This window comes from Flavobacterium sp. xlx-214, from assembly GCF_013874595.1.
Taxonomy (GTDB): domain Bacteria; phylum Bacteroidota; class Bacteroidia; order Flavobacteriales; family Flavobacteriaceae; genus Flavobacterium.
The window spans coordinates 2,792,468-2,817,371 of sequence record NZ_CP059431.1; the positions used below are offsets into that span (position 1 = coordinate 2,792,468).

22 protein-coding genes are annotated in these 24,904 nt (G+C 31.7%); 4 read left to right on the forward strand and 18 right to left on the reverse strand.

What is annotated here, in order from left to right; genetic code table 11:
• Positions 1–26: 26 nt before the first annotated feature.
• Positions 27–1,718: an acyl-CoA synthetase gene (locus H1R17_RS13145; protein ID WP_163430856.1), complete on the reverse strand. Its 1,692-nt coding sequence runs from the start codon at positions 1,716–1,718 to the stop codon at positions 27–29.
• A gap of 78 nt (positions 1,719–1,796) precedes the next feature.
• Between H1R17_RS13145 and H1R17_RS13150 the strand changes: the two genes are divergently transcribed.
• A complete protein-coding gene (locus H1R17_RS13150) occupies positions 1,797–2,558 on the forward strand; it encodes an META domain-containing protein (protein ID WP_163430855.1) in 762 nt (253 codons plus the stop codon).
• A gap of 24 nt (positions 2,559–2,582) precedes the next feature.
• On the opposite strand, the gene H1R17_RS13155 is transcribed toward H1R17_RS13150, so the two are convergent.
• Genes H1R17_RS13155 through H1R17_RS13165 form a run of 3 tightly spaced genes read right to left on the reverse strand, consistent with a single transcriptional unit; the run spans position 2,583 to position 6,068 of the window.
• A complete protein-coding gene (locus H1R17_RS13155; RefSeq protein WP_163430854.1) occupies positions 2,583–3,476 on the reverse strand; it encodes a lysophospholipid acyltransferase family protein in 894 nt (297 codons plus the stop codon).
• Between the two features lie 47 nt (positions 3,477–3,523).
• Entirely contained in the window at positions 3,524–4,276 is a 753-nt protein-coding gene (locus tag H1R17_RS13160; protein WP_163430853.1) for a LytTR family DNA-binding domain-containing protein, read from the reverse strand.
• Positions 4,254–6,068 carry a histidine kinase gene (locus H1R17_RS13165; RefSeq protein ID WP_163430852.1) on the reverse strand — a complete coding sequence of 605 codons (1,815 nt, stop codon included), beginning with the start codon at positions 6,066–6,068 and terminating at the stop codon, positions 4,254–4,256. The genes H1R17_RS13160 and H1R17_RS13165 overlap by 23 nt, the downstream gene beginning before the upstream one ends.
• A 143-nt stretch (positions 6,069–6,211) precedes the next feature.
• Here H1R17_RS13165 and H1R17_RS13170 point away from each other — a divergent pair, with 143 nt between their 5' ends.
• Both H1R17_RS13170 and H1R17_RS13175 read left to right on the forward strand, forming a co-directional pair.
• On the forward strand, positions 6,212–7,387 hold the full coding sequence (locus H1R17_RS13170) for a VWA domain-containing protein (RefSeq protein ID WP_163430851.1): 1,176 nt from the start codon (positions 6,212–6,214) through the stop codon (positions 7,385–7,387).
• 79 nt (positions 7,388–7,466) lie between these two features.
• Positions 7,467–7,934, forward strand: a complete 468-nt coding sequence (locus tag H1R17_RS13175; protein ID WP_163430850.1) for a DinB family protein — start codon at positions 7,467–7,469, stop codon at positions 7,932–7,934.
• Between the two features lie 26 nt (positions 7,935–7,960).
• Here H1R17_RS13175 and H1R17_RS13180 read toward each other — a convergent pair whose 3' ends face one another.
• The 7 genes from H1R17_RS13180 to serC form a co-directional block, all read right to left on the reverse strand.
• Positions 7,961–8,914: a YafY family protein gene (locus tag H1R17_RS13180; protein ID WP_163430849.1), complete on the reverse strand. Its 954-nt coding sequence runs from the start codon at positions 8,912–8,914 to the stop codon at positions 7,961–7,963.
• Positions 8,915–8,917: 3 nt separating this feature from the next.
• Positions 8,918–9,487: a methylated-DNA--[protein]-cysteine S-methyltransferase gene (locus H1R17_RS13185; RefSeq protein ID WP_163430848.1), complete on the reverse strand. Its 570-nt coding sequence runs from the start codon at positions 9,485–9,487 to the stop codon at positions 8,918–8,920.
• 72 nt (positions 9,488–9,559) lie between these two features.
• On the reverse strand, positions 9,560–10,000 hold the full coding sequence (rplI, locus tag H1R17_RS13190) for a 50S ribosomal protein L9 (RefSeq protein WP_163430847.1): 441 nt from the start codon (positions 9,998–10,000) through the stop codon (positions 9,560–9,562).
• Positions 10,001–10,069: 69 nt separating this feature from the next.
• On the reverse strand, positions 10,070–10,366 hold the full coding sequence (rpsR, locus tag H1R17_RS13195) for a 30S ribosomal protein S18 (RefSeq protein ID WP_091096943.1): 297 nt from the start codon (positions 10,364–10,366) through the stop codon (positions 10,070–10,072).
• 5 nt (positions 10,367–10,371) lie between these two features.
• Positions 10,372–10,713 (reverse strand): 30S ribosomal protein S6, encoded by a 342-nt coding sequence (gene rpsF, locus H1R17_RS13200; RefSeq protein ID WP_163430846.1) that lies wholly within the window; start codon positions 10,711–10,713, stop codon positions 10,372–10,374.
• A 144-nt stretch (positions 10,714–10,857) separates the two neighbouring features.
• Positions 10,858–13,308, reverse strand: a complete 2,451-nt coding sequence (priA, locus tag H1R17_RS13205; protein WP_163430845.1) for a primosomal protein N' — start codon at positions 13,306–13,308, stop codon at positions 10,858–10,860.
• Between the two features lie 99 nt (positions 13,309–13,407).
• Positions 13,408–14,481 (reverse strand): 3-phosphoserine/phosphohydroxythreonine transaminase, encoded by a 1,074-nt coding sequence (gene serC / locus H1R17_RS13210; protein WP_163430958.1) that lies wholly within the window; start codon positions 14,479–14,481, stop codon positions 13,408–13,410.
• Positions 14,482–14,627: 146 nt separating this feature from the next.
• On the opposite strand from serC, the gene H1R17_RS13215 reads away from it, so the two are divergent.
• The gene (locus H1R17_RS13215) at positions 14,628–16,406 is read left to right on the forward strand and encodes a long-chain fatty acid--CoA ligase (protein ID WP_163430844.1); all 1,779 of its coding nucleotides are present in this window, start codon (positions 14,628–14,630) and stop codon (positions 16,404–16,406) included.
• Between the two features lie 35 nt (positions 16,407–16,441).
• Here H1R17_RS13215 and dnaB read toward each other — a convergent pair whose 3' ends face one another.
• The 7 genes from dnaB to H1R17_RS13250 form a co-directional block, all read right to left on the reverse strand.
• Positions 16,442–17,977 carry a replicative DNA helicase gene (gene dnaB / locus H1R17_RS13220; protein WP_163430843.1) on the reverse strand — a complete coding sequence of 512 codons (1,536 nt, stop codon included), beginning with the start codon at positions 17,975–17,977 and terminating at the stop codon, positions 16,442–16,444.
• A 160-nt stretch (positions 17,978–18,137) separates the two neighbouring features.
• Entirely contained in the window at positions 18,138–19,091 is a 954-nt protein-coding gene (locus H1R17_RS13225) for an acetyl-CoA carboxylase carboxyltransferase subunit alpha (RefSeq protein ID WP_163430842.1), read from the reverse strand.
• 52 nt (positions 19,092–19,143) lie between these two features.
• Positions 19,144–20,028: a DMT family transporter gene (locus tag H1R17_RS13230; protein ID WP_163430841.1), complete on the reverse strand. Its 885-nt coding sequence runs from the start codon at positions 20,026–20,028 to the stop codon at positions 19,144–19,146.
• Positions 20,015–21,088, reverse strand: coding sequence for an LptF/LptG family permease (locus tag H1R17_RS13235; protein ID WP_163430840.1), 1,074 nt, complete (start codon positions 21,086–21,088; stop codon positions 20,015–20,017). Before H1R17_RS13235 ends, H1R17_RS13230 begins: the two co-directional genes overlap by 14 nt.
• 10 nt (positions 21,089–21,098) lie before the next feature.
• Complete coding sequence (tgt, locus tag H1R17_RS13240) at positions 21,099–22,229, reverse strand: tRNA guanosine(34) transglycosylase Tgt (protein WP_163430839.1); 1,131 nt, start codon at positions 22,227–22,229, stop codon at positions 21,099–21,101.
• An 83-nt stretch (positions 22,230–22,312) separates the two neighbouring features.
• On the reverse strand, positions 22,313–23,452 hold the full coding sequence (ribB, locus tag H1R17_RS13245) for a 3,4-dihydroxy-2-butanone-4-phosphate synthase (protein WP_163430838.1): 1,140 nt from the start codon (positions 23,450–23,452) through the stop codon (positions 22,313–22,315).
• Complete coding sequence (locus tag H1R17_RS13250; RefSeq protein WP_163430837.1) at positions 23,445–24,896, reverse strand: LptF/LptG family permease; 1,452 nt, start codon at positions 24,894–24,896, stop codon at positions 23,445–23,447. The genes ribB and H1R17_RS13250 overlap by 8 nt, the downstream gene beginning before the upstream one ends.
• Between the last annotated feature and the right edge of the window lie 8 nt (positions 24,897–24,904).

The following is a 24,904-nucleotide window of genomic DNA, read 5'->3' on the forward strand; positions in this document are numbered from 1 at the left end:
AAAAAAGACCTTTTTCAAGGTCTTTTTTATTTACTGTAAAAGAATTCGTGCAAACCTTTCACTTTTTTTGCCTTATTCTCGGCTTCTTTTGCTCTTAGTTCTACCCTACGAATTTTACCACTTATGGTTTTAGGCAATTCTGTAACAAATTCTATGATTCTTGGTATTTTGTAAGGCGCCAAATGTTCTCTACTGTACTTAAATAAATCAATTGCCAATTGTTCTGAAGGTGTTATATTTTCGGCTAAAATAACAAAAGCTTTCACTTCAAATCCTTTTATGGGATGCGGCGATCCTACAACTGCCGATTCTAAAACAGCATCGTGTTCTAATAAAACGCTTTCTACTTCAAAAGGTCCAATTCTATAATCCGATGCTTTTATCACATCATCATCTCTACCAATAAACCAAATATAACCATCGGCATCTTTATAAGCCTTATCTCCAGTAAAATACAATCCGTTTCTAAAAACTTGCGCTTCTTTTACTTTATCGAACAAATAGCCTTTAAAAATTCCGTTGGCATCATCTTTTTCCATTTTTATACAGATATTGCCTTCTTCATCAGCCTTTAAAATGTCGCCTTCATCGTTAGCAATTACAACATCATATAAAAAAGTAGGTAAACCCATTGATCCAAATTTTATGGTTTGATGAGGCAAATTCGCTACCAAACAAGTACTTTCGGTTTGCCCAAATCCATCGCGAATGGTAATTCCGGTTCCTTTTTTCCATTCTTCAATAATTTCAGGATTCAACGGTTCACCAGCCGCTACACATTGTTTTAACGAAAATTGATATTGTTTTAAATCTTCCTGAATTAACAATCTCAAAACTGTAGGTGGCGCACATAAAGTGGTAATTTTATGCTTTTCAAGTAATTTTAATGTGGTTGATGCAACAAAACGATTGGTTGTATGGTACGCAAAAATAGTTGCGCCAACATTCCACGGACTAAAAAAGCTACTCCAAGCAAACTTTGCCCAACCTGGTTGCGATATATTATAGTGAATATCATTTTCTTGTAAACCAATCCAAGTAGTTGTAGTTAAATGACCTACGGGATGTGAAAAGTGGGTATGGCACACAATTTTAGGCATTCCTGTGGTACCCGATGTAAAAAACATAAACAAGGTATCGTTACTTTTAGTTTCGGCAGCAAGGGCAACATCACTTTCTTTAAAAATATCTTCTAACGAAAACCATCCTTCACGTGTACCTTCGCAAATAATTTTTACAGGAATAATGGTATCACAAATTTTCTCAGCTTCTTCGGTTTTATGAGCGTTATCTGCATCCGAAATAATTACTTTAGGCAAGGTTTTATTAAAACGAAAAGCCAAATCTTGAGGTCCCATTATTGTGGCTGTAGGAATCATTTGAAAACCACCTTTAATAGTAGCCAAAGTGCCAAACCAATTGATAGGTTGTAGCATTAACTGTGTTAAAATGATATCATGTTGTGCTACATTTTTATTTCGTAAAAAATTGACTAATTGATTGGTTTTCTTGCTTAAATCTAAAAAAGAAAATTCTTGCGTAGTGTTTCCGTCTGTCCATAAAAGCGCTGTTTTATTAGGATTTTTTTTAAGATGAATACCTTCAAAAACTTCGGTTACCCAATTAAAATAAGTTGGTTTTTCAATTTTTATGTTTTTTAAATCTTCAAAATTCCCTGATTTTATAATGTTTGAAACTTCTTCAAAATACTTTTTCATTCTGTATGGTATTAATTTCAATCGTAATTTACAGAAAAAACAAGAGCTTTTTTGTAATTTTATATAAAAATTATAGTTATGAAAGCATTTTTATGGGCAAGTTTTACCCTTTTATTGTTGGGGGTTACATCTTGTAAAACAAAGCAAACTGTAACAGAAAATACAGAAAGTGTACAAAAGAAATACGATGATAAAAATTTTGATCCTTATTTTAGAGCTTTGGGTGCAGAACCTTTTTGGGATATTCTGTTAAATGACGACTTTATTGTTTACAAAAATACAGAAGGAGTTAATGAAGTATTTACTATTTCTAATGCAATTGACAAAAGTAACGCTACACAAACTATAAAAGGAGTGAATAAAAACAATGAAATTTCGATTGTTTTAAGTCCCGGTAATTGTTCTGATGGAATGTCTGAGAATAGTTTTGATTATAAAGTTGTAGTAAAAATAAATGGAAAAAACTTAAATGACAATTTAAGTGGTTGCGGAGAATTTATTATTTCTAAAAAATTATTAGGTAAATGGGAGCTTAATCAATTTAAAGGCGTTGATATTTTAGAAAACAAATACTTAAAAACACCTTATTTATTGTTTGATGGTGATGATTTTCAGTTTTCAGGAAATGCAAGTTGCAATGGAATTAAGGGAGCTGTAGTTCTTACTTCGGAAACCATGAAATTCCAAAACGTTGCAGCAACCAGAATGATGTGCGTACACGAAAACATGGAGGCTGATTTTCTGAAAGCTTTGAATGTTGTTACCTCTTATAAAGTAGTGGATAATGAATTACAACTTTTTGCAAACAATGAATTGATAATGAAATTTGCTAAAAAATAAAAAATCGGTTTTACAACCGATTTTTTATTTTGTTTTAAAATGATCTTTCTCGTCTTTATGTTTCCAACGTTTGTGTGTCCAGAAATAATAAGCTGGGGCTTCTTTAATTTGTGCTTCTACTTTATCTAAAAATACGCGGGTTGGTTTGTATTTAGGCTCATTTTTAATATCATCTGTAATTTCAGAAAACGTAGCTTCATAATGCCCACGTTTTACTTTATCAACCTTTAAATACAGTATATTCATATTTAATTTTCGAGCTAAAACTTCGGCACCCATGTGTATAGGTACTTCAACCCCCATAAAAGGCTCCCAATGTAAATTTTCTCTAAGCAAAGGCGTTTGGTCGCTTAAAAATAAATAGACTCCGTATAGTTTTTTGGATTGATTTTCACGAATTACACCTGCTGTTTGATGTGTATTTACCAATTCGGCATTAAAACGAGAACGTATATCACGGAACAATTTATCGAAATACTTGTTTTTTAAAGCTTTGTAAACACCAAAACCTTTAAAATCTAAATGTTTTCCTAAACTTATTACCCATTCCCAATTTCCGTAATGAGGCAACATTAAAATAATGCTTTTTTCTTTCTGCTCGTAAGCTTTTATTAACTCAACATTTTTAAAAACAAAACGCTTATCTAATTCTTCTTTCGAAATAGTTATGGTTTTAATCATTTCCAAAAACAAATCGCACAAATGTTGGTAAAAATCTTTTTCAATATTTTTTCGTTCGATATCGCTTAAATGCGGAAAAGTTAATGCCAAATTGTATCGAACCGTTTTTACTCGGTATTTTATCACTTTATAAACCAAGAAATAAACGATGTTTGATAAAAAATACAACACCGAAAAGGGCAATACAGAAATGCACCACAAAATGGAATATATAATGATAAATAAAAGATATTTCATTGAAGAAATTTTTTGCAAAGATAAGGCTATCTATGCATTAACAAGAATTATTTAAAATGTTTTAACAGCGAATCTTTATAACTTGCCGAAACTTCGATTTCTGTTTCATTGATCAGCGTAACAAAACCTCCAGAACCTTTATGGTATGACTTTATAAATTGTTTGTTTACAATATGCGACTTATGAACGCGTATAAATTGCGCTGGCAACAATTCTTCAAAATGTTTTAAAAACCTACAAACCATAAATTCTTTACCGTTGGTTGTATATACATTGGTAAAATTGCCGTTGCCTTTTAGGCGCATTACATCTTTTACCACCACTACATCAAAACCTTCTAAAGTAGGTAGAACAAGTTGTTGTTGTTCAGTTGAATGATGTAAATTATGCATAACCATTTGGTTGTGATTAAAATACGTTTCTTTTTGTATGTTTTCTGTAACTTTATTTACAGCAACAATTAATTCTTCAATATTTAAGGGCTTTAATAAATAATACGCAGCGCTAATATTTAATGCCTGAATAGCGTATTGTGTAAAAGCAGTTACAAAAATGGTCTGAAAATGAAGCTCTTTACAGACATCTAACACATCAAAAGCGTTAGCAAAAGGCATTTCAACATCTAAAAAAACCAATTGCGGTTGGGTGTTTTTTATTAAATCAATACCATCGGTACCATTAAAGGCGGTACCCACAACTTCAACTTGCGGGCAATATTTTTGAAGATACGTTTGCAATGCCTTTTGCGCAGCCATTTCATCTTCAATAATAATGGTTTTAATTTTTTGCTGCCACATCATAATCAATATTTTTCCAAGAAATAATCACTTTTGTACCCGAATTTGCATCCTTAGTTAAGGATTCTGTAGTATAAACTATTGCACAACCATACAATTTATTCAAGGTTTCTATACGCTCCATTGTATTTTTAATACCACGTGATTCATACGTTTGTTGATGCTTGGTTTTAATAGCCTTGCTTGCCTCTACTCCTATGCCATTGTCCTTAATTACAGCTTCTATTCTATTTTCATTAAGCGCAATGGAAACAACCAACAAACCTTTCTCTTTTTTATAGCGCAAGCCGTGCCAAATAGCATTTTCTATAAAAGGCTGCAACAACATATTAGGAACAATTGTTTGAGTGTTATCTAAATTTGAATCAATATTTAATTGGTAATCAAACTGATGTTCAAAGCGCAAGTGTTCTAATGATATGTAATGTTTTAACGTTTCTTTTTCATCTTGCAAAGTAACAAAATCTTTGTTTGAAGCATTCATTACATTTCGCATAAGCGTAGCATATTTTGTAAGGTAATTATTAGCTGCAATTTCATCGTTTAATGCAATAAACTGATTAACACTGTTCAACGAATTAAACACAAAATGTGGGTTCATTTCTCTGCGTAACGATTGTAATTGCACTTGTAAGTTTTTCTTTTTTAAACGCTTTAATGTGAGAAAAATAGCGAAAACGGCAGCTGATAATCCTATTAACAAAACCACTAAAATAATATTGAATTTTTTTGAGTTTTGATACAAAAGTGTTTGCGTTTCTTTTTCCTTTTCTAACAAAGTTACGCGTTGCGAAATTTCATCAAACAACTTATTTTGCATTAATAAACTGTCATTATTTACCAAATTCCAAACACGTTGCATAAATTCATGGGCATATTGGTTGGCTTTTGCATTATCTCCAACTTTTACATAGTAATTATACAATGAATTGTTTAAGGTTGCCACCCACTTTGTATTAGCTAATTCATACGCTTTATTTAAAGATTTCTCTAAAGTTTCTATAGCTTTTTGTTCTTCGTTCTCTTTAAAGTAAAAATCGACTAATTTTTGTTGCAGACTAAAATATCCATCCCAATCTTTTGATTCATATGCCTTTTTACTACTTTCTTCAATAATATGAATTGCTTTTTGTAAACTATCAGAAGCTGCATAAAGTGTAGCCAATTTTGCAGTTGCATCTACCTTTAAAGTTTCATTTTCGGTTTTTTTAACTGCATTTTTTAAATCGGAAATAGCTGCCAAGGTATCCTTTTTAGCAAGCGCTACTTTTGCACGTTGTTCATAGCTTTTGGCTACTTCTTTTGTGTTGTTGTTTTGCTCTAAAATTCTGATATTATCATCTAACAACTCGGTTTGTCTGCTTAAATTGGTATTGTTTTGAACTCGATTTAAATCATTTGAATTCAATTGTTTATCACTAACATTAGTCGATTTTTCTTGAGCCTGAGAATAGTAAGATGACGCCGTTGAAAACTTATTTAAAGCCTCATTATTCATCGCTATACGTCGTAAAACATCGGCTTGTTTTCCATCGTCTTTTAACTCTTTATAAATAGTTAATGCACGTTGATAATACGTATTTGATACCGCATATTGTTTAGATACAGCGTGTTGGTTACCCAAATTTACATACTGTAAGGCAACTTCTGTTGGGTTATCTTCTTTAATAGCTTTTTCTGCCTTTTTAAGACTGCTTATTTTTGAAGTACTACCCGATTTACTTTTAGGATCTTGTTGACTATAACTAATAGTACAACAAACCATTATAAACCAAAAACTAAAAATAGTACGCATTAACGATAATTTATAACACAAAGAAAACCAATATATTTTAAACCACAATTTATTTTACCAAGTGAAAAAGGCAGTTGACCAAGTTTGATTAAAAAAGCTAATTTTTCAGAATACATTCGTACTGAATCTTAAATACAAATATTATGAAAACGAATTTAGTAAAAGCATCGGCGCGTATTATTTTATTGGCTAGTATAACTTTAGTAAGCATAATTTACGCTAATAACAAGGAAGCTAATAACGAACCAAAAAACATTGTAACAACTACAGAAAACAACGAAAACACTAAAATTCAGGTTGCTTTGTTGTTAGATACCTCAAGTAGTATGGATGGTTTAATTGATCAGGCAAAAGCTCGATTATGGAATATTGTGAATACTTTATCAACCTTAAAACACGAAGGAAAAACACCAGTTTTAGAGATATCGTTATATGAATATGGAAATGACGGTTTAAGCGAAAAAGACGATTATATTAGACAAGTATCAAAATTTACAACCGATTTAGACTTACTTTCAGAAAAATTGTTTGCTTTACGCACAAATGGAGGTCAAGAATATTGTGGTGCGGTCATTAAAAAATCGTTAACGCAATTAGAGTGGGATGCTAAAAAAAGTTCCATGAAATTGATTTATATTGCAGGAAATGAAGGTTTTAATCAAGGATCAACCAATTACATCGAAGCTATTTCATCTGCTGTTTCTAAACAAATTTTCATCAATACTATTTATTGTGGTGATCGCCAAACAGGTATTAGTGAACTATGGCAAGCGGGTGCTAAAAAAGGCGAAGGAAAATATTTTAATATTGATCAAAATAGAACCATTAGATACATTGAAACACCTTATGACGCTGATATTGACCGATTAAACAAAAAATTAAATGATACTTATTACGGTTACGGTAGTTTAGGTACATCAAAAAAAGCCAACCAATTGGTGCAAGATTCTAACGCGGGTAGTATGAACAAAGCTATTTATGCAGAACGCGCCGTTACAAAATCGAAAGCAGCATATAAAAACGAAAGTTGGGATATGGTTGATGCTTATAAAAAGGATGCTACTTTTGCTGATAAAGTAAAACAAGACGAATTACCAAGCGAGTTTAAAAACTTATCGAAAGAGCAATTAAAAGCAAAGTTGACAGAAACGGATAAACAACGTACTGATATTCAAAAAGAAATTGAAATTGTTGCAAAAAAACGTGCCGTTTACATTGAAGAAAACAGCAACAAAGACGAAGGTGATGATTTAGCTGCTGCCATAACATCGTCTATTTTAGAAGTTGCTTCGAAATATAATTATAAAGTTGAAAAATAAATTATAGTGTGACAAACAGTTGTCAATTCTCCATACTAATTTTGAATGTAGAAAAATAAATCATTTAAAATTATTGAGTATGAAAGCAAACATTTTAACAAACGAAGAACTTTTAAAAGCTTGGCAAGGTCACAGAAATTTAACGCGTAAGGTTATTGAAAAATTTCCAGAAAACGAACTTTTTAATTACAGTATTGGCGGAATGCGTTCGTTTGCAGATATGGTAAAAGAATTACTTTCTATTGCTGTTCCTGGTTTACAAGGCATTGTAAATGATTCTACCGAAGGTTATAATCACACATTACCTTACACAACTAAAGCAACTTTATTACAAGCTTGGGATGAGGCTACGCCGCAAATAAACGAACTGTTTATGCAAATTTCGGAAGCACGCTTTAAAGAAGATTTCAATTTATTTGGAGAATACAAATTCCCTATCATTGAAAACATTTTGTATTTTATTGACAACGAAATACATCACCGCGCCCAAGGTTACGTTTATTTAAGAAGTTTAAATATTGAACCACCTTTTTTCTGGGAACGTTAAAAAAAGAGAGCAAATGCTCTCTTTTTTTATACTTTATCAATTGCTTTTTGTAGTAAATCTTTAACCATAAGCTTTAATTCTAAAGGCGTTGTAATTTGTGCTTCAACACTGTACATTAAAAACCATCGGGCAAAATAATCTAATTTTGTGCTTGTTTCAAAAGTAAGTTCAACAAAATCGCCTATGACTTCTTCACGTACAAAACCATAACTCATTCTATCCCAATTGAAATAATGTGCTGATTTTCTTGGAGCTAAAATTTTAACAGTAATTTTTTCTTCTACTTTTTCTTTCTTCTTTTCTAAAAAATATTCCAAAGGTTGATGAAGCAAAGTAAAACCAATCGCCATTTTATTTATATTTTGAACTCTGTCTATTCTAAACTGACGGTAATCGTTACGTAAATGACAATAAGCCATAAAATACCAATAATCGTTTTCGTAAAAAATACCAATAGGCTCTAACGTTCTTAATTCGCCAATATAAGATGATGGCTTTTGATATTCTACTTCAATTTGTAGTTTAGCCACGATACTTTCTAACAAAATCGATAAAACTTCGTTTGAATTTTCTGATGTTGTATCAAAAATCAACAATTTATCTTCTATTAAAGCCACATTCTCTTTTTCGCTGGTACGTAAAATAGCTTTCATTTTATGTAACGCAGATGAAAAGTTAAAGCTCAGCTTTTTATCAGCATATTTATCAACTAATTTTTCAGCAACTACAAAACTTAAAGCTTCTTCTTTGGTAAAAATGGTGGGTGGAATTCGATATCCTTCAACTAAAGCATAGCCTTTACCTTGTTCATTATAAATAGGAATTCCCGCATTTTCTAAAGCTTTTATATCACGATAAATAGTACGTACACTTACCTCATAACGATCGGCAAATTGTTGCGCCGTTATGAAGTTTCGAGATTGCAATTGTACATAAATACTTAATATACGATTGAATTTTTTTACATCAAGCTCACTCATAATTTAAAATAAAGCCAATTGATTTTGCGGTAAAGCACCCTCTAATTGCAACAAAGCTTTTTTTCTATGAATACCACCTGCATAACCAACCATTGATCCATCAGACCCAATAATGCGATGGCAAGGAACCACAATGGCTATTTTATTTAAACCATTTGCTGTAGCTACTGCTCTAATAGCTTTTACATCGCCCAAAAGAGTTGCCTGTTTTTTGTAGGTTGATGTGTTTCCGAAAGGAATATCTATTAACGATTGAAACACTCTTTGTTGAAACTCAGTTCCTGTTAATACCAACGGTATGGTAAATTGCTGAAGCTTCTGTTGAAAATAAAGATCTAATTCGTTCTTTAAATTAAAATGATGTTTATGTTCATCTTCAACAAATTGTGCATTTAAATTTTTAGCTAAAGCAAGCAATGTTTCTTCTAATCGAATTCTGTCATGAAACTCAACCAAACAAATTCCTTTATCAACTGCACCCAAAAACATTTCACCCAAAGGAGATGTATACGTAGCAACTGAAATGGTAGTTGTATTGTTTTGTAATTGCTTGTTTAAACTAAGAATATCCATAAAAAAAGTTTCTTTAAAAATAAAAAAACCTCCTCAAATTGAGAAGGTTTTTTATATGATATTTACCACTAATTACTCAGCAGCAACTACTTCATAAGGTAATTCTACAATTACATCACGGTGTAAACGTACATTAGCTGTATATTTACCAGTACGTTTAATAGTACCTGAAGTGATGAATTTACGATCAATTGCTTGTCCGTTAGACTCTAAAGCTGCAGCGATATCAGAATTTGTAACCGATCCGAATAATTTTTCACCACCTGCTTTAACAGCAATTTTAATTTCTAAAGCTTTTAAAGCTTCAGCAATTGCGTTAGCATCTGCAATTAATTTAGCTTCTTTGTGAGCTCTTTGTTTTAAGTTCTCAGCTAAAACTTTTTTTGCAGAAGGAGTAGCTAATACAGCCATTCCTTGAGGAATTAAAAAATTACGACCGTATCCTGGTTTAACAGTTACTACATCGTCTTTAAATCCTAATTTGTTAACGTCTTGTTTTAAGATAATTTCCATGTTGTTGTCCTTTTTTAATTAGAAGTTAGGTTCTGCAAAACAGAAACCACCAACTATAGTTTAATTGAATTATTTTAATAAATCTGCTACGTATGGCATTAAAGCTAAGTGACGTGCACGTTTTACAGCAACAGATACTTTTCTTTGGTATTTTAAAGAAGTACCAGTTAAACGACGAGGTAAAATTTTACCTTGCTCGTTAACGAATTTTAATAAGAAATCAGCATCTTTATAATCGATGTATTTGATTCCAGATTTTTTGAAACGACAGTACTTTTTAGTTTTATTAGTTTCAATGTTTAAAGGCGTTAAATATCTAATATCTCCGTCTTTTTTACCTTTTGCAGATTGCTCAATGTTTGACATGATAATTACGCTTTTTTAGTTTTTAATTTCTCTCTTCTTCTCTCAGCCCAAGAAATAGCATGTTTGTCTAAAGCTACAGTTAAGAAACGCATAACGCGCTCATCGCGACGGAATTCAGTTTCTAAACCAATAATAGCGTCACCAGCTACAGTGTACTCGAACAAATGGTAAAAACCACTTTTTTTGTTTTGAATTTCGTAAGCTAATTTTTTTAAGCCCCAATCTTCTTTTGATACCATTTTAGCCCCTTTAGAAGCAAGAAATTCTTGAAATTTCTCTACTGTTTCCTTTACCTGAGTTTCAGATAAAACGGGATTCAAAATGAAAACAGTTTCATAATGATTCATAATCAATAAATTTATTTTGTTATAAAATTGGGTGCAAATATATAACAGTTTATTGTTTTAAACAAATGGTTTTGAAGTTTTTTATTATGAATAATTGAAAAGAAATTAAACATCAGGCTTCAAATACCACTTCGCACTAACATTCTAATAAAAATCAACATTAATGGTTGTTTTTACTGCTTTATAAACACCAATACTGTCTAAACTATTAATACTTTTTTGAATAGCTTGTTTAAGCGGTGTACTTGCTTTATTTACTGGTAGTTTTATAAGAATTATTTGAATGTACTGATTTCGAATTCTATTGATTGCAGGTTCTTGAGGTCCTAAAACAATTACTCCTTTCACATGAATACGAATATGTTGCGCAAGCCATTCTGAAGCATTTTTAACTTTTTCGTAATTCACGTGTTTTAATTGCAAGCGAATTAGTCGATAAAAGGGCGGATATTTAAAATTTAAACGTTCGTACATTTGTTCTTTAAACATTGCTTGATAATCATTTCTGGTAACTTGCTGTATGGTATTGTGGTACGGATTATGCGTTTGAATAAGCACTTTTCCTTGCTTTTCTTTTCTTCCTGCCCTACCTGATACCTGAACCATTAATTGAAACGCACGCTCGTATGATCTAAAATCGGGAAAACCAAGCATAGTATCTGCATTCATTATTCCAACTAAAGAAACATTCTCAAAATCGAGTCCTTTAGCAAGCATTTGTGTGCCTACCATAATATCAATTTCATTGTTTTTAAAAGCATCGATAAGTTTTTCAAAAGCAAATTTTCCTCGCGTTGTGTCTTGATCCATTCGGGCAATGTGCTTATTGGGATACAAAACCTTTAATGTATCTTCAATTTGTTCTGTTCCTAAACCTTTTGTAGATAATTCATGACTATGGCATACATGGCAAGCACTTGGCAAAGCTATAGTATAGCCACAATAATGACATTTTAATAGGTTTTTATTTTTATAGTATGTTAAACTTACATCGCATGATGTACAATGGGGAATGTGCCCACAGGTTAAACATTCTAAAACTGGCGCAAACCCTCGTCTGTTTTGAAATAATAAAACTTGTTCTCCATTATAAAGAGCGTCATTAATAGCATCTATCATTTTAATGCTAAAAAAACCATTCATTTCTTTACGCTTTTTTGCCTCTTTAATATCAACCAAAACAATATCAGGAAGTTGAGCATTGCCGTAACGCTTGGTTAATTGCACAAAGCCGTATTTATTTTGATAACTATTGTAATAACTTTCTAAACTTGGCGTAGCTGAACCTAGTAAAACTTTTGATTTGAATTGTTGCGCTAAAACTACTGCAGCATCGCGCGCATGATAACGAGGCGCTGGATTGGCTTGTTTATATGTTGCTTCGTGTTCTTCATCTATAATAATTAATCCTAAATTTTGAAAAGGTAAAAAGATTGATGAGCGAGAACCGATAACAATTTTTGCATTTTCATGATTATTTAAAACATGATGGTACACTTCTACCCTTTCATTTTCTGAATATTTAGAATTGTAAACAGCCACATGATTTCCAAAATAACTTGTTAAGCGTTGTACCAACTGCGTTGTTAATGCTATTTCTGGCACCAAGAATAAAACTTGTTCGTTATTCTGAATTGCTTTTTTTATTAGTTGAAGATAAATTTCTGTTTTACCAGAACCCGTTACTCCATTTAAAAGAGTAACATCGAATTTTTTAAACTGTTCTAAAATTGATTGAAAAGCTGTTTCTTGTTCATCAGACAAAACGACTTCATCAATAAAAGCTTCATTAAATTGTACACGATCTTGTGCTAAATCGTAGGTATTAAAAATCTCTTTTTTTTCTAATCCACTAAAAACAGCTTTTGAAACCTGAGCTTCTTTTACTAACTCTTTTAACAATAAAGGTTCATTTGGCTTAGATAACTGAAAATACTTTAAAACAAGCGCTCTTTGTTTATCTGTTTTTAATTCTTTGTCTAATAAATATATTAAATCAGCCTCTTGAGCAAAGCGTTCATTTAGTTTAACGTATTTTATTAACTTGGGTTTGTAACTTTCTGATAAATGCTCATTTAAATACAATATATTCTTCTGCAATAATGCATCAACAATATGAAAAACCTTTTTTTTGTTTAAAATTTTCTGAACCTCATCCAACTTTAAAATGGGCTGTTTTTGTAAAACTTCATACAAAATAAACTCTTCATCGTTTAACAAATCATCAGCAACAATTGTTTTAGTATTTAATGTAATAATGGTTTCGCTTTCTAATAAAAAAGCCGAAGGAAGTGCCGCTTTAAAAACTTCTCCCAGCGTACACATATAATAAGAAGCTATCCATTGCCAAAAATCGATTTGTTTTGATGTTATAAGAGGTTCATCATCAACAATAGTTACAATTTCTTTAGCATCATACAGTAAAGGTTTTTCTTGATGTTTTTTAACAATAACGCCTGTATACGTTAACCGTTTACCAAAAGGTACCACCACACGTGTACCAATTTTCACAAACTCGTATTCGGCTTTTGTTACACTGTAAGTAAAAGTGCTAGTAAGTGTTAATGGGATAATAACATCAATAAAAAACTCCATTTAACAAAGATATAAAAGAAAAGCATCTCTAAAATTAGAGATGCTTAATATTTGAGAAAGTTAGATGATTAATTTGTTCTTACCCGTATTAAAAAACTTTTATCCATAAACCTCTTCAAACTTTTGAAGTGTTTGTACCAAATGCAGTACACTTTCATAAGGCATTGCATTGTAAATAGACGCTCTGTAACCGCCTACTAATCTATGTCCGTTTAAACCATTTATATCAGCACTTTTCCAAAAAGCATCAAATTGTTCTTGTAAATCTGCACTATTTAAAGTAAAAGTAACATTCATTAAAGATCTATCTTCTATTTTGGCGGTTCTCGTAAACAAACTATTTCTATCAATTTCAGAATATAACAAATTTGCCTTGGCATTATTTTTTTGCTCAATAGCCTTAACTCCACCTAAATTTTTAAGCCACTTTAAAGTTAAATAGCAAGTATAAACGGCAAAAACCGATGGCGTATTGTACATACTTTCTTTATCAATATGCTTTTGATAATTCATAATATTAGGAATTGCCCTATTTACTTTTCCTAAAACATCATTTTTAACAATTACAAGATTTACGCCAGCAGCTCCAATGTTTTTTTGCGCACCTGCATAAATAATAGCGAATTGAGAATAATCGATAACTCTTGAAAAGATATCAGAACTCATATCACAAACCAAAGGAATGGTTACTTTAGGAAACTCTTTAAATTGTGTTCCGTAAATAGTATTATTACTTGTAACATGCAAATAATCAAGATCTTTAGGCACTTCGATATTTTTAGGAATAGAAGTATAATTCTCATTCTTTGACGAGGCTACTTCAACAATTTCGCCAAAAAAAGAGGCTTCATTTTGCGCATTATGAGCCCAAACACCAGTATTAACATAGCCTGCTTTTCCGTTAACGCCCATTAAATTACAAGCCACACGTACAAATTCCATACTTGCCCCTCCTTGTAAAAACAAAGCAGTATATCCTTTATTTTGCAAATTCAAAAGTTCTAATGCTAAACTTCGTGCTTCATTAATTACAGTTACAAAAGCATCACTTCTATGAGAAATTTCAATTAATGAAAGTCCTGAATCATTAAAATTAAGAACTGCTTTTGATGCTTCTTCAATTACTTCTTGAGGTAAAATACTAGGCCCTGCACTAAAATTATGTTTTTTCACCATCATTAACTTTTAAATCAATACAAATTTGCAATTATTTTTAGTAATTAAACCATAAAAAAAATATTTTGTTCGCTTGGTTTTATATCTTTACTATTACAATTAACAGACAGTCTAATCTGCTTTTAATTGATAATTTTTTAAGTATGATTAAAGTTGAACGCCTTTTTGATGTTGCTTACTATGCACACGAAAAATACAATCTAAATAGTTTATTTTCTACCAAATACAATGGAAAATGGCAAAGTATATCTGCAAAAGATTTTATTGAAACCGCTAATCAAATTTCTAAATATTTAATAAGTATAGGCATCGTTCCTGGTGATAAAATTGCTCTTATTACAACTGCTAACAGAACAGAATGGAACTTAATGGATCAAGCAGTTTTACAAATTGGCGCGCATACAGTTCCTATCTATCCTACTGTTTCTGATGATGAACTGGTGTATATTTACAATCATTGCGAAGCAAAAATGTGCTTTTTATCGGACAAAGAACTGTATGATAAAACGCAAAAAGTAGTAAGTAAACTTGAGTTTTTAAAAGAAGTTTTCTCTTTTGAAAAGATTGAAAATGTAACATCGCTTAGCGAAATAATTGAAGCAGGAAAAAAATTATCAAATGATGCTGAAGTTGATGCTTTACGCAATAAGGTTCAATCATCTGATATGGCTTCTATTATTTACACTTCGGGCACAACAGGAAAGCCCAAAGGTGTGATGCTTTCTCATAACAACATCATTCAAAACTTTTTAGGTTGCCAAGACAGAGTGCCTTTAAAATACGGAAAAGACAAAGCATTGAGTTTTTTGCCTTGCTGCCACGTGTATGAACGTATGTTGTTGTATTTATATCAATACGGAGGAATATCGATTTATTTTGCCGAATCAATTGATAAAATTGGCGAAAACGTAAACGAGGTTCAGCCAAATGTAATGTGTGTTGTACCAAGGTTATTAGAAAAAGTATACGATAGAATCATAGAAAAAGGTAGTAAACTATCTTTTTTTCAGAAGAAAATCTTCTTTTGGGCAATTTCAGTCGCCGAAAAATATACAATTGTTGGTGAACAAGGTGCTTTTTATCAATTTCAATTAAAAACAGCAAAAAAATTAGTTTTAAATAAATTGAAAGATGGTTTAGGTGGTCATTTAGATTTAATTGTTTCTGGATCTGCCCCATTACAGCCTAGACTAGCAAAAATATTTTCTGCCTCAGGTATGTTGGTTATGGAAGGATATGGTTTAACAGAAACTTCGCCGGTTATCTCTGTAAACTCTATTCTTAGTAACAATTACAAAATTGGGACTATTGGCAAACCTTTAAGCAATGTTGAAGTTAAAATTGCTGCCGATGGCGAAATTTTAACCAAAAGTCCATGTGTGATGATTGGTTATTATAAAGATGAAGAAAAAACGGCTGCTGTAATTAAAGATGGTTATTTTCATACCGAAGATATTGGCGAATTAGACAAAGATGGCTTTTTACGAATTACCGATAGAAAAAAAGAAATGTTTAAAACATCGGGTGGTAAATATGTTGCGCCACAGGTAATTGAAAACGCTATGAAAAGTTCTCGTTTTATTGAGCAAATAATGGTTGTGGGCGAAGGAGAAAAAATGCCAGCCGCTTTTATTCAACCTGATTTTGCTTATGTAAAAAACTGGGCTAAAGAAAAAGGCATCAATTTTGGATCATCTAACAAAGATTTAGTTGAAAACAAAGAAATTATTTCGGCTATTAAAAAAGAAATTGAAAGTGTAAATCCTCAATTTGGTCATTGGGAACAAATTAAACTTTTTGAATTAACTCCTGATATTTGGAGTATTGAAGGTGGTGAATTAACACCAACTTTAAAGCTGAAACGAAAACAAATTAAAGAGAAATATCTTGATTTGTATAACAAAATGTACAAACGCGATTAAAAAAATCCCGAAGTTTAAACTTCGGGATTTTTTATTTAAAACGGTACATCATTATCGTTGCTAAAATTACTGCTGAAACTGCTTCCAAAAATTTGTTCTCCTGAAGGTAAATCATTTGTGATTTTATCATTCATTGCAGAAGGAAATTCATCAAAAGGTGTAGCAAAATCATCTAAATTGTCAAATTTACCAAACTTACCTAAGAATTTTAAGCGAATGTTATCCAAACCACCGTTACGGTGCTTTGCAACGATAAATTCTGCCTGACCTTCTGTAGGACTTTGCTCTTCATCATCCCAAACATCAATTTTATAATATTCAGGTCGGTAAATAAACGATACAATATCGGCATCTTGCTCAATTGCTCCCGATTCACGAAGATCGGATAATAAAGGGCGTTTAGAAGTTCCACGCGTTTCAACAGCACGTGAAAGCTGAGAAAGTGCAATTACAGGAATATCCAACTCTTTTGCCAAACCTTTAAGGTTACGAGAAATAGTCGAAATTTCTTGCTCGCGATTTCCTCCTCCTTTACCATTACCACCAGCTGTCATCAACTGTAAGTAATCGATAATGATTAATTGAATATCGTATTGCGATTTTAATCGGCGTGCCTTTGCACGTAAATCGAAAATGGATAAAGATGGTGTATCATCAATAAACAAAGGTGCCTTTTCTAAATCTTTTACTTTTACGTTTAATTGCTCCCACTCGTGTTGTTCTAATTTACCAGTTCTTAATTTTTCGGAAGATAAACCTGTTTCCGATGATATTAAACGGGTAATTAACTGTACACTCGACATCTCTAACGAGAAAAAAGCAACTCCTTTATTGGCATCAATAGCAATATTACGTGCCATAGATAATACAAAGGCCGTTTTACCCATACCAGGACGTGCCGCAATAATAATAAGATCGGATGGTTGCCAACCAGAAGTTAAACCATCTAGTTTATGAAAACCAGTTGGTAAACCTGATAAACCTTCGCGCTTACCAATATCCTCAATACGCTTTTTTGCCTGAGCTACTAATGATTGGGCAGTTTCGGTACTTTTTTTGATATTTCCTTGGGTAACATCGTATAATTTAGATTCTGCTTGATCTAGTAATTCAAAAATATCAGACGATTCATCGTAGGCATCTTCAATAATTTCGGCTGAAATTTTAATCAAACTGCGTTGAATAAACTTTTGAAGAATAATTCTAGAGTGAAATTCAATGTGAGCAGAAGAAGCAATTTTTTGCGTTAAGTTGATTAAATAAAAATCACCGCCAGCAATATCTAACTTACCATTTTTACGTAATTGAGTAGAAACGGTTAAAATATCAATAGGTTGACTTGCTTTAAAAAGCATTTCAATTGCTTCGTAAATATATCTATGGGCATCTTTATAAAAAGCATCAGGCTTTAAGATGTCAATTGCTTCATCAACCCCTTTTTTATCAATCATCATAGCTCCTAAAACAGCTTCTTCTAAATCAACTGCTTGCGGAGGTAATTTCCCTTTTTCAAGGGAAATAATATTTTGTTTGTCTTTATAATTGGGTTTAAATACCTTTTTTTGTTCCATTATGCGAATGTACTTTTTTTAATCAGATTTGGCTAATGAAATTTATTAACTATTCCTTTTAAGGGTTAAATTATAGTTGTTGATAAGTTACTAAATTATGAAGATATAAGCTAAAAAAACCGAACAATTGTTCGGTTTTTTATTAGTATTTAAAAGCTTGTTATTCAGAAAACTCACCCATGTTTGCATATTTTTCAATACGTTCATGAATTAATTTATCTATATTCTTTTTAGCTAAATCAGCATATGTTTTAACAATGGTTTCTTTAACTGTGTTAAAAGTTGCTTCACGGTCATAATGAGCACCTCCTAATGGTTCAGGAATTACATCATCAATCAATTTATTTTTTTTCATATCAACTGATGTTAATTTTAAAGCATCAGCTGCAATTTCTTTATATTCCCAACTGCGGAACAAAATAGATGAACATGATTCTGGAGAAATAACGGAATACCAAGTGTTTTCTAACATAAAAACTTTGTCGCCAACTCCAATTCCTAATGCACCACCCGATGCACCTTCACCAACAATAATAACAATAATGGGCACTTTAATACGGAACATTTCAAAAATATTGCGCGCAATAGCTTCTCCCTGTCCACGTTCTTCGGCTTCTAAACCTGGGTATGCACCTGGTGTATCAACAAAAGTTACAATAGGAATATTGAATTTTTCTGCCATACGCATTAAACGTAACGCTTTTCTATATCCTTCTGGGTTTGCCATACCAAAATTACGGTATTGACGTGTTTTGGTATTAGTTCCTTTTTGTTGCCCGATGAACATGAAAGATTGATCACCAATTTTACCTAAACCACCAATCATGGCTTTATCATCTTTAACACCTCTGTCACCAAAAAGCTCTAAAAAGGTATCACCACAAATTGCTTTAATGTAATCTAATGTATACGGACGATTTGGATGACGTGATAATTGAACACGTTGCCATGCATTTAAATTACCGTATATTTCTTTTTTAGTTTCTTCTAACTTTTTCTCGATATTTTTACAAGTAGCCGTAACATCAACATTTGATTCTTCACCAATTATTTGACATTTATCTAACTGCTCATTTAATTCTTTTATAGGTAATTCGAAATCTAAATACTCCATAAACCTCGTTGTTTTTGCTTGTTTTGAAGCTACAAATATAGTGCTTTTATTATTAGATGTTTGCTTTTTTTCGATTTTTAAAATAGGCATTTAAAGCCACCGTTAACAAAATGATCAAGGCGCCAAAATAAAAGGCGGTTGTCATTTTTTCTTGATCTTTAAATAAGATAACGGCCAAAATGATACCATAAATAGGCTCTAAATTAATGGTAAGCATTACGGTATAAGGCGATAAGTATTTCATGATATCAATAGTTGCTATAAATGGATAAGCCGTACAAATGGTTCCTAAAATACCTATCCACAAATAATCATATCCTTGAAAGTGAAAGTTAGCTGCTGTAAAACCACCTTGATAAAATAAAAAACAAGCCAGTATAAACAAACCTCCTACCAATTCATAAAAACTTATTACTACGCTATCATATGAATTAGCTAATTTTCCATTGATAATTGAAAAAGATGCTGATAAAAAAGCTGAAAGTAATGCTACTAAAATCCCCATTTTGTATTGGGTTTCAAACTGAAAAATAAGCAGTAAACCTACTACAACCAAACATCCTAAAAACACTTCGTACCAAATCATTTTTCTTTTAAAAAAGATAGGTTCTAAAATAGAAGTAAAAAAGGCACCTGTTGAAATACAAGCTAGTGTAATAGAAATATTGGATATTTTTATGGCATAGAAAAAGGTGAGCCAATGAATAGCAATCACAAAACCAAAAATAAAGAATCGAAAAATATCTTTAGGTTTTAATACTAAGCTTTTTTTTGTAAGAAATAAATAGCCTAGAATAACCACAATTGAAATTGCAATACGTGTAAAAACAAGTGGTAATGCATTTAATGATATCAACTGACCTAAAATAGCAGTAAACCCCCAAATAAAAACAATTAAATGAAGATGTAATTGAGTTTTAAAATTAACGCTTGGCATTATTTAAAAGATACACTGCAAGTATACCAAAAACAACATTTGGAAACCATACAGCAAATAAAGGATTAATACTTGAGGCTTCGGCTAAAGTACCAAAGATTTTATCAAAGAAAATGTAGGTAAAAGCAAGTGCAATTCCTAAAGCTAAATTTACACCCATACCGCCACGCCTTTTCATAGAAGAAACCGCAACAGCAATTATGGTTAAAATAAAGGCAGAAACAGGTACACTGTACTTTTTATATTTAACTACCAAATAAGCACTGATGTTTGCAGAACCTCGCATTTTTTCTTTCTCAATAAAAGTGTTTAATTCTTTCAAGGTCATGGTTTCTGCTGCATAGATTGCGGGCGTTAAATCATCAACATCAAAGGGTAGTTTTAATTTTTTTTCGTATTCTTTCTCTATTTTATCATCGTTTAAACCTACTGTTCTTTTTTGATAATCGTACAGAGTATAATCTTTAGTACTATCGTTAAAAACAATTCGTTCTGCACTTACTTTAGAAACCAACTTTAATTTATCAAACTTTTCTAACGTAAATTTATAGCCTGTTTTAGTATCGTAACTAAAATTGCTTACGTAGATAAATTCGTTTTTATTGATTTGTTTGAAAACGTTTTGAGTTTCGCGAACTTCTTTTCGTTTTAAATATTTGTACCTAAAATCGTTATAACCTAAACTTGCTTTTGGTACAATGAAAACTCCCATTATTAAAGCAAAAATAGATATGAATGTTGCTCCAACGATATACGGACGCAAAAAACGCATGTACGAAATACCTGAACTTAAAATGGCAACAATTTCGGTATTACTTGCTAATTTTGATGTAAACCATATAATTGATATAAACAAAAATATAGGAAACAACATATTGGCAAAGTATATGGTGAAATTGCCGTAGTACTTTAAAACATCGCTTAAAGGAATATCGTTTTCTAAAATTTTATTGATTTTTTCAGCAATATCAATCACAATACCAATAGGCACAAATAGTAAGATCATTACAAAGAATGTTCCTAAGTAGCGTTTTAATATGTACCAATCGATGATTTTCATACAGCAGTAATTATAAACGTGTAGCCATTTGTTTTACCATTTTTTCTTTCCAAGTGTAGAACGTACCTGCTAAAATTTGTTTTCTAGCCTCGCGTACCAACCACATGTAAAACCCTAAGTTATGAATGGTTGCAATTTGTTTTCCTAAATATTCATTTGCAACAAATAAATGACGTAAGTAAGCTTTAGAATAGTCCGTATCAACCCAAGTAATTCCCATTGGATCAATTGGAGAAAAATCATCTTCCCACTTTTTATTCTTGATGTTGATAAAACCTTCTGATGTAAACAACATACCGTTACGTGCATTTCTAGTAGGCATCACGCAATCAAACATATCAATACCCAACGCAATATTTTCAAGTATATTAATAGGCGTACCAACTCCCATTAAATATCGAGGTTTGTCTTTTGGAAGGATGTTGGTTACAATTTCACACATTTCGTACATTTCCTCAGCTGGTTCACCAACCGATAATCCGCCAATTGCATTACCAACAGCCCCTGCATTTGCAATGTATTCCGCCGATTGTGCACGTAAATCCTTAAAGGTAGATCCTTGTACAATAGGAAAAAAGGCTTGATCGTAACCGTATTTTGTCGGAACTTTTTCAAGATGATCAATACAACGATCTAACCAACGATGTGTCATATGCATAGAACGTTTTGCATAACGATAATCACAAGGATAAGGCGTACACTCATCAAATGCCATGATAATATCAGCACCAATGGTTCGTTGAATTTCCATTACATTTTCTGGTGAGAAAAAGTGGTACGATCCATCAATGTGTGATTTGAATTTCACACCTTCTTCTTTAATTTTTCTTCTACCAGATAATGAATACACTTGAAAACCACCAGAATCGGTTAAAATATTACGATCCCAGTTCATAAATTTATGCAAACCACCTGCTTTTTCTAAAATTTCGGTTTTAGGACGAAGGTATAAATGGTATGTATTTCCTAAAATAATATCAGGATTAATATCGTCTTTCAATTCGCGTTGATGCACTCCTTTTACAGAAGCTACCGTACCAACAGGCATAAAAATTGGGGTTTCAATAGTACCATGATCTGTTGTAATAACACCAGCACGTGCTTTTGAATGTATATCAGTGTGAAGTAAATCGAATTTCATATGTTTTGTTTACAATCTGCAAATATAATAGGAAAAAAGCTTTTAATAAAAACAACAGCTCTATCTAAAAATCATCTATCTAATTAAAAATGAACGTAATCTGTAATTTCCAATCCGTAACCTACCATTCCAACTCGTTTACTTTGTTGAGAATTGGTCATTAATTTAATTTTAGAAATATTTAATTCGTGCAAAATTTGTGCGCCAATACCAAAATCTTTGGTGTCTAATTGTACTTTTGGTGCAGAAACAGTTTCATTTAAGTTTTCGGCTTGTAAATTCTTTAAAACTTCTAAACGATCAAGTAAATCTGAAGTCGAATTTTCTTGATTAATAAAAATAATAGCTCCTTTGCCTTCTTTATTAATTGCTTCAAACATCAAATCTAACTTTTCATCAGCAGAATTGTTTGTAATAATTTGCAAAATATCGTTATTAACGTGAGACGAATTGATTCTTGTTAAAACAGCGTCGCCAGCATTCCAAGTTCCTTTTGTTAAGGCTAAATGAATTTGCTTGTTGGTAACTTGTAAAAAAGCACGTAAACGATAAGAACCAAATCTAGTTTGAATTTCAAAATCTTCTTTTTTCTGAATCAAACTATCATGTTTCATTCGATAAGCTACTAAATCTTCTATTGAAATTAATTTTAGATCGAATTTTTTTGCTACTTCTACCAATTCTGGTAAACGAGCCATTGAACCATCTTCATTTAAAATTTCAACAAGAATACCAGCTGGTTTAAATCCTGCTAAACGAGCCAAATCAACAGCAGCTTCTGTATGACCTGTTCTTCTTAAAACGCCTCCTTCTTTTGCAATTAAAGGAAAAATATGACCTGGACGACCTAAATCTTCTGGTTTTGTATCTTCTTTTACTAAAAACTCAATTGTTTTAGATCGATCTTGAGCAGAGATGCCCGTAGTACAACCGTGACCAATTAAATCAACCGAAACGGTAAAAGCAGTTTCATGCAACACCGTATTGTTGGTTACCATTGGATGTAAATTTAATTCTTTGCATCGTTTTTGAGTTAACGGTGCACAAATTAAACCACGCCCATGTGTTGCCATAAAATTGATCATTTCTGGAGTTACTTTTTCTGCTGCTGCAATAAAATCTCCTTCATTTTCACGATCTTCATCATCAACTACAACCACCACTTTTCCTTGACGAATATCTTCTATTGCTTCTTCTATTGTATTTAATTTTATATCAGACATTTTCTGTATTGTTTTTCTTTTTAAATTTTGTTTTTAAATAATTTGTAATAGGATACAACATGTTATCAATGCTATTAATACCTCTGTCACGTGTAGCTTTGTACGTAAAAGTAATAGCAAATGGAGCTAAAATTAAGGTTGATAACCACGATCCTAAAAAGGGTGTAATACCATCTTCTTGCGCTAATTTCTTTCCAAAAGTATTGATGAAATGATAAATAATAAAAATTAACACGGCAAAAACCATAGGTAAACCCAAACCTCCTTTTCTAATAATTGCTCCTAATGGCGCTCCAATAAAAAACATTAAAATACATGAAAAAGCAATTACTAATTTTTCGTAAAGCGCTATCCAATGACGGTTAATGTGCTTGCTTTTTTCAGATAATGTATTTTTATTGTTTTGCGTATTAAACTTTATACTTTCTGCAACTGCAGATGCGTTTGAATAAATACTAATTTTAGTACTACGTTTTTTAATAGATAATAAAGAATCTAGTGTAACTGTTTTATAAACAATATTTTTATCTTTTAGATCATTGTTTAACAACAAGTTGTTATTTTGCTTTGAAGCTTCGTTTTGAGATGTTACTTCGCTATTGTAGTTTGTGCTTAATGAATCAATTGTATAATTAAGCTGCGAAATATCCATCATATTTGCGGTATTAGAAATTTCTTGCAATTCCTCATCCGATTTATCAAATTCAGACAAATCAATACTTAAAATATAATGCTTAAAATTGGCTTTTACAAAAGGTTTTCTATTACGTTGACGGTAGTTTTTAGCGGTATCTTCATAATAATTTCCATTGTACAAATGCAATTTTAAAATACTACTGTTTTCATTTGTTTCAATTTTTCCTGTTTCAGCCTTAATCACCGTTTTGTTTTCGCTGTTTTGCTGATTAATCATGTGCATGGTAATATTGCGAAGTTTTTCATCTTTTTCGCCATATTTTTCATCAACACGTATATTTATTGCGCCCAAATCATTAAACTGCCCAGCTGTAATTGCCATTGCAGGTTTTGTGTGAATAATGTTTTTACGCATATTCACAAACTTATATTCTGATTTTGGTGCCACATTATTTGTAAACCAAAACGAAAGACCTGTAAGTAAAAAGATGAAAATAATTAAAGAACGCATGGCTCTTTGTAATGAAATACCTGCCGATTTCATTGCAGCAAATTCGTAATTTTCAGAAAAATCTCCAAAAGTCATGATGGATGCCAATAAAACCGAAAGCGGTAATACCATTGGAATCATCTTTGGAGAATAAAAAAACAAAAATTTAAGAATTGTAATAAAATCAAGGTCTTTACCGGCTAATTCACCAATAAAGACCCAAATTCCTTGCAATACAAATATGAAAAAAAGAATTGTAAATACGGATAAAAATGTTTTTACAAAACTTGTTAATATATAGCGATCGAGTATTTTCACGTGTACCT

Excerpts from the sequence above, each read along its gene's own strand:
- priA (WP_163430845.1), bottom strand. The coding sequence starts at position 13,308 with ATGGAGTTTTTTATTGATGTTATTATCCCATTAACACTTACTAGCACT.
- H1R17_RS13225 (WP_163430842.1), bottom strand. The coding sequence starts at position 19,091 with ATGGAGTATTTAGATTTCGAATTACCTATAAAAGAATTAAATGAGCAG.
- H1R17_RS13170 (WP_163430851.1), top strand. The coding sequence starts at position 6,212 with ATGAAAACGAATTTAGTAAAAGCATCGGCGCGTATTATTTTATTGGCT.
- H1R17_RS13145 (WP_163430856.1), bottom strand. The coding sequence starts at position 1,718 with ATGAAAAAGTATTTTGAAGAAGTTTCAAACATTATAAAATCAGGGAAT.
- H1R17_RS13165 (WP_163430852.1), bottom strand. The coding sequence starts at position 6,068 with ATGCGTACTATTTTTAGTTTTTGGTTTATAATGGTTTGTTGTACTATT.
- H1R17_RS13150 (WP_163430855.1), top strand. The coding sequence starts at position 1,797 with ATGAAAGCATTTTTATGGGCAAGTTTTACCCTTTTATTGTTGGGGGTT.
- H1R17_RS13175 (WP_163430850.1), top strand. The coding sequence starts at position 7,467 with ATGAAAGCAAACATTTTAACAAACGAAGAACTTTTAAAAGCTTGGCAA.
- rplI (WP_163430847.1), bottom strand. The coding sequence starts at position 10,000 with ATGGAAATTATCTTAAAACAAGACGTTAACAAATTAGGATTTAAAGAC.
- H1R17_RS13180 (WP_163430849.1), bottom strand. The coding sequence starts at position 8,914 with ATGAGTGAGCTTGATGTAAAAAAATTCAATCGTATATTAAGTATTTAT.
- rpsF (WP_163430846.1), bottom strand. The coding sequence starts at position 10,713 with ATGAATCATTATGAAACTGTTTTCATTTTGAATCCCGTTTTATCTGAA.
- dnaB (WP_163430843.1), bottom strand. The coding sequence starts at position 17,977 with ATGGAACAAAAAAAGGTATTTAAACCCAATTATAAAGACAAACAAAAT.
- H1R17_RS13185 (WP_163430848.1), bottom strand. The coding sequence starts at position 9,487 with ATGGATATTCTTAGTTTAAACAAGCAATTACAAAACAATACAACTACC.
- rpsR (WP_091096943.1), bottom strand. The coding sequence starts at position 10,366 with ATGTCAAACATTGAGCAATCTGCAAAAGGTAAAAAAGACGGAGATATT.
- H1R17_RS13155 (WP_163430854.1), bottom strand. The coding sequence starts at position 3,476 with ATGAAATATCTTTTATTTATCATTATATATTCCATTTTGTGGTGCATT.
- H1R17_RS13215 (WP_163430844.1), top strand. The coding sequence starts at position 14,628 with ATGATTAAAGTTGAACGCCTTTTTGATGTTGCTTACTATGCACACGAA.
- ribB (WP_163430838.1), bottom strand. The coding sequence starts at position 23,452 with ATGTCTGATATAAAATTAAATACAATAGAAGAAGCAATAGAAGATATT.
- tgt (WP_163430839.1), bottom strand. The coding sequence starts at position 22,229 with ATGAAATTCGATTTACTTCACACTGATATACATTCAAAAGCACGTGCT.
- H1R17_RS13160 (WP_163430853.1), bottom strand. The coding sequence starts at position 4,276 with ATGATGTGGCAGCAAAAAATTAAAACCATTATTATTGAAGATGAAATG.
- H1R17_RS13235 (WP_163430840.1), bottom strand. The coding sequence starts at position 21,088 with ATGAAAATCATCGATTGGTACATATTAAAACGCTACTTAGGAACATTC.
- H1R17_RS13230 (WP_163430841.1), bottom strand. The coding sequence starts at position 20,028 with ATGCCAAGCGTTAATTTTAAAACTCAATTACATCTTCATTTAATTGTT.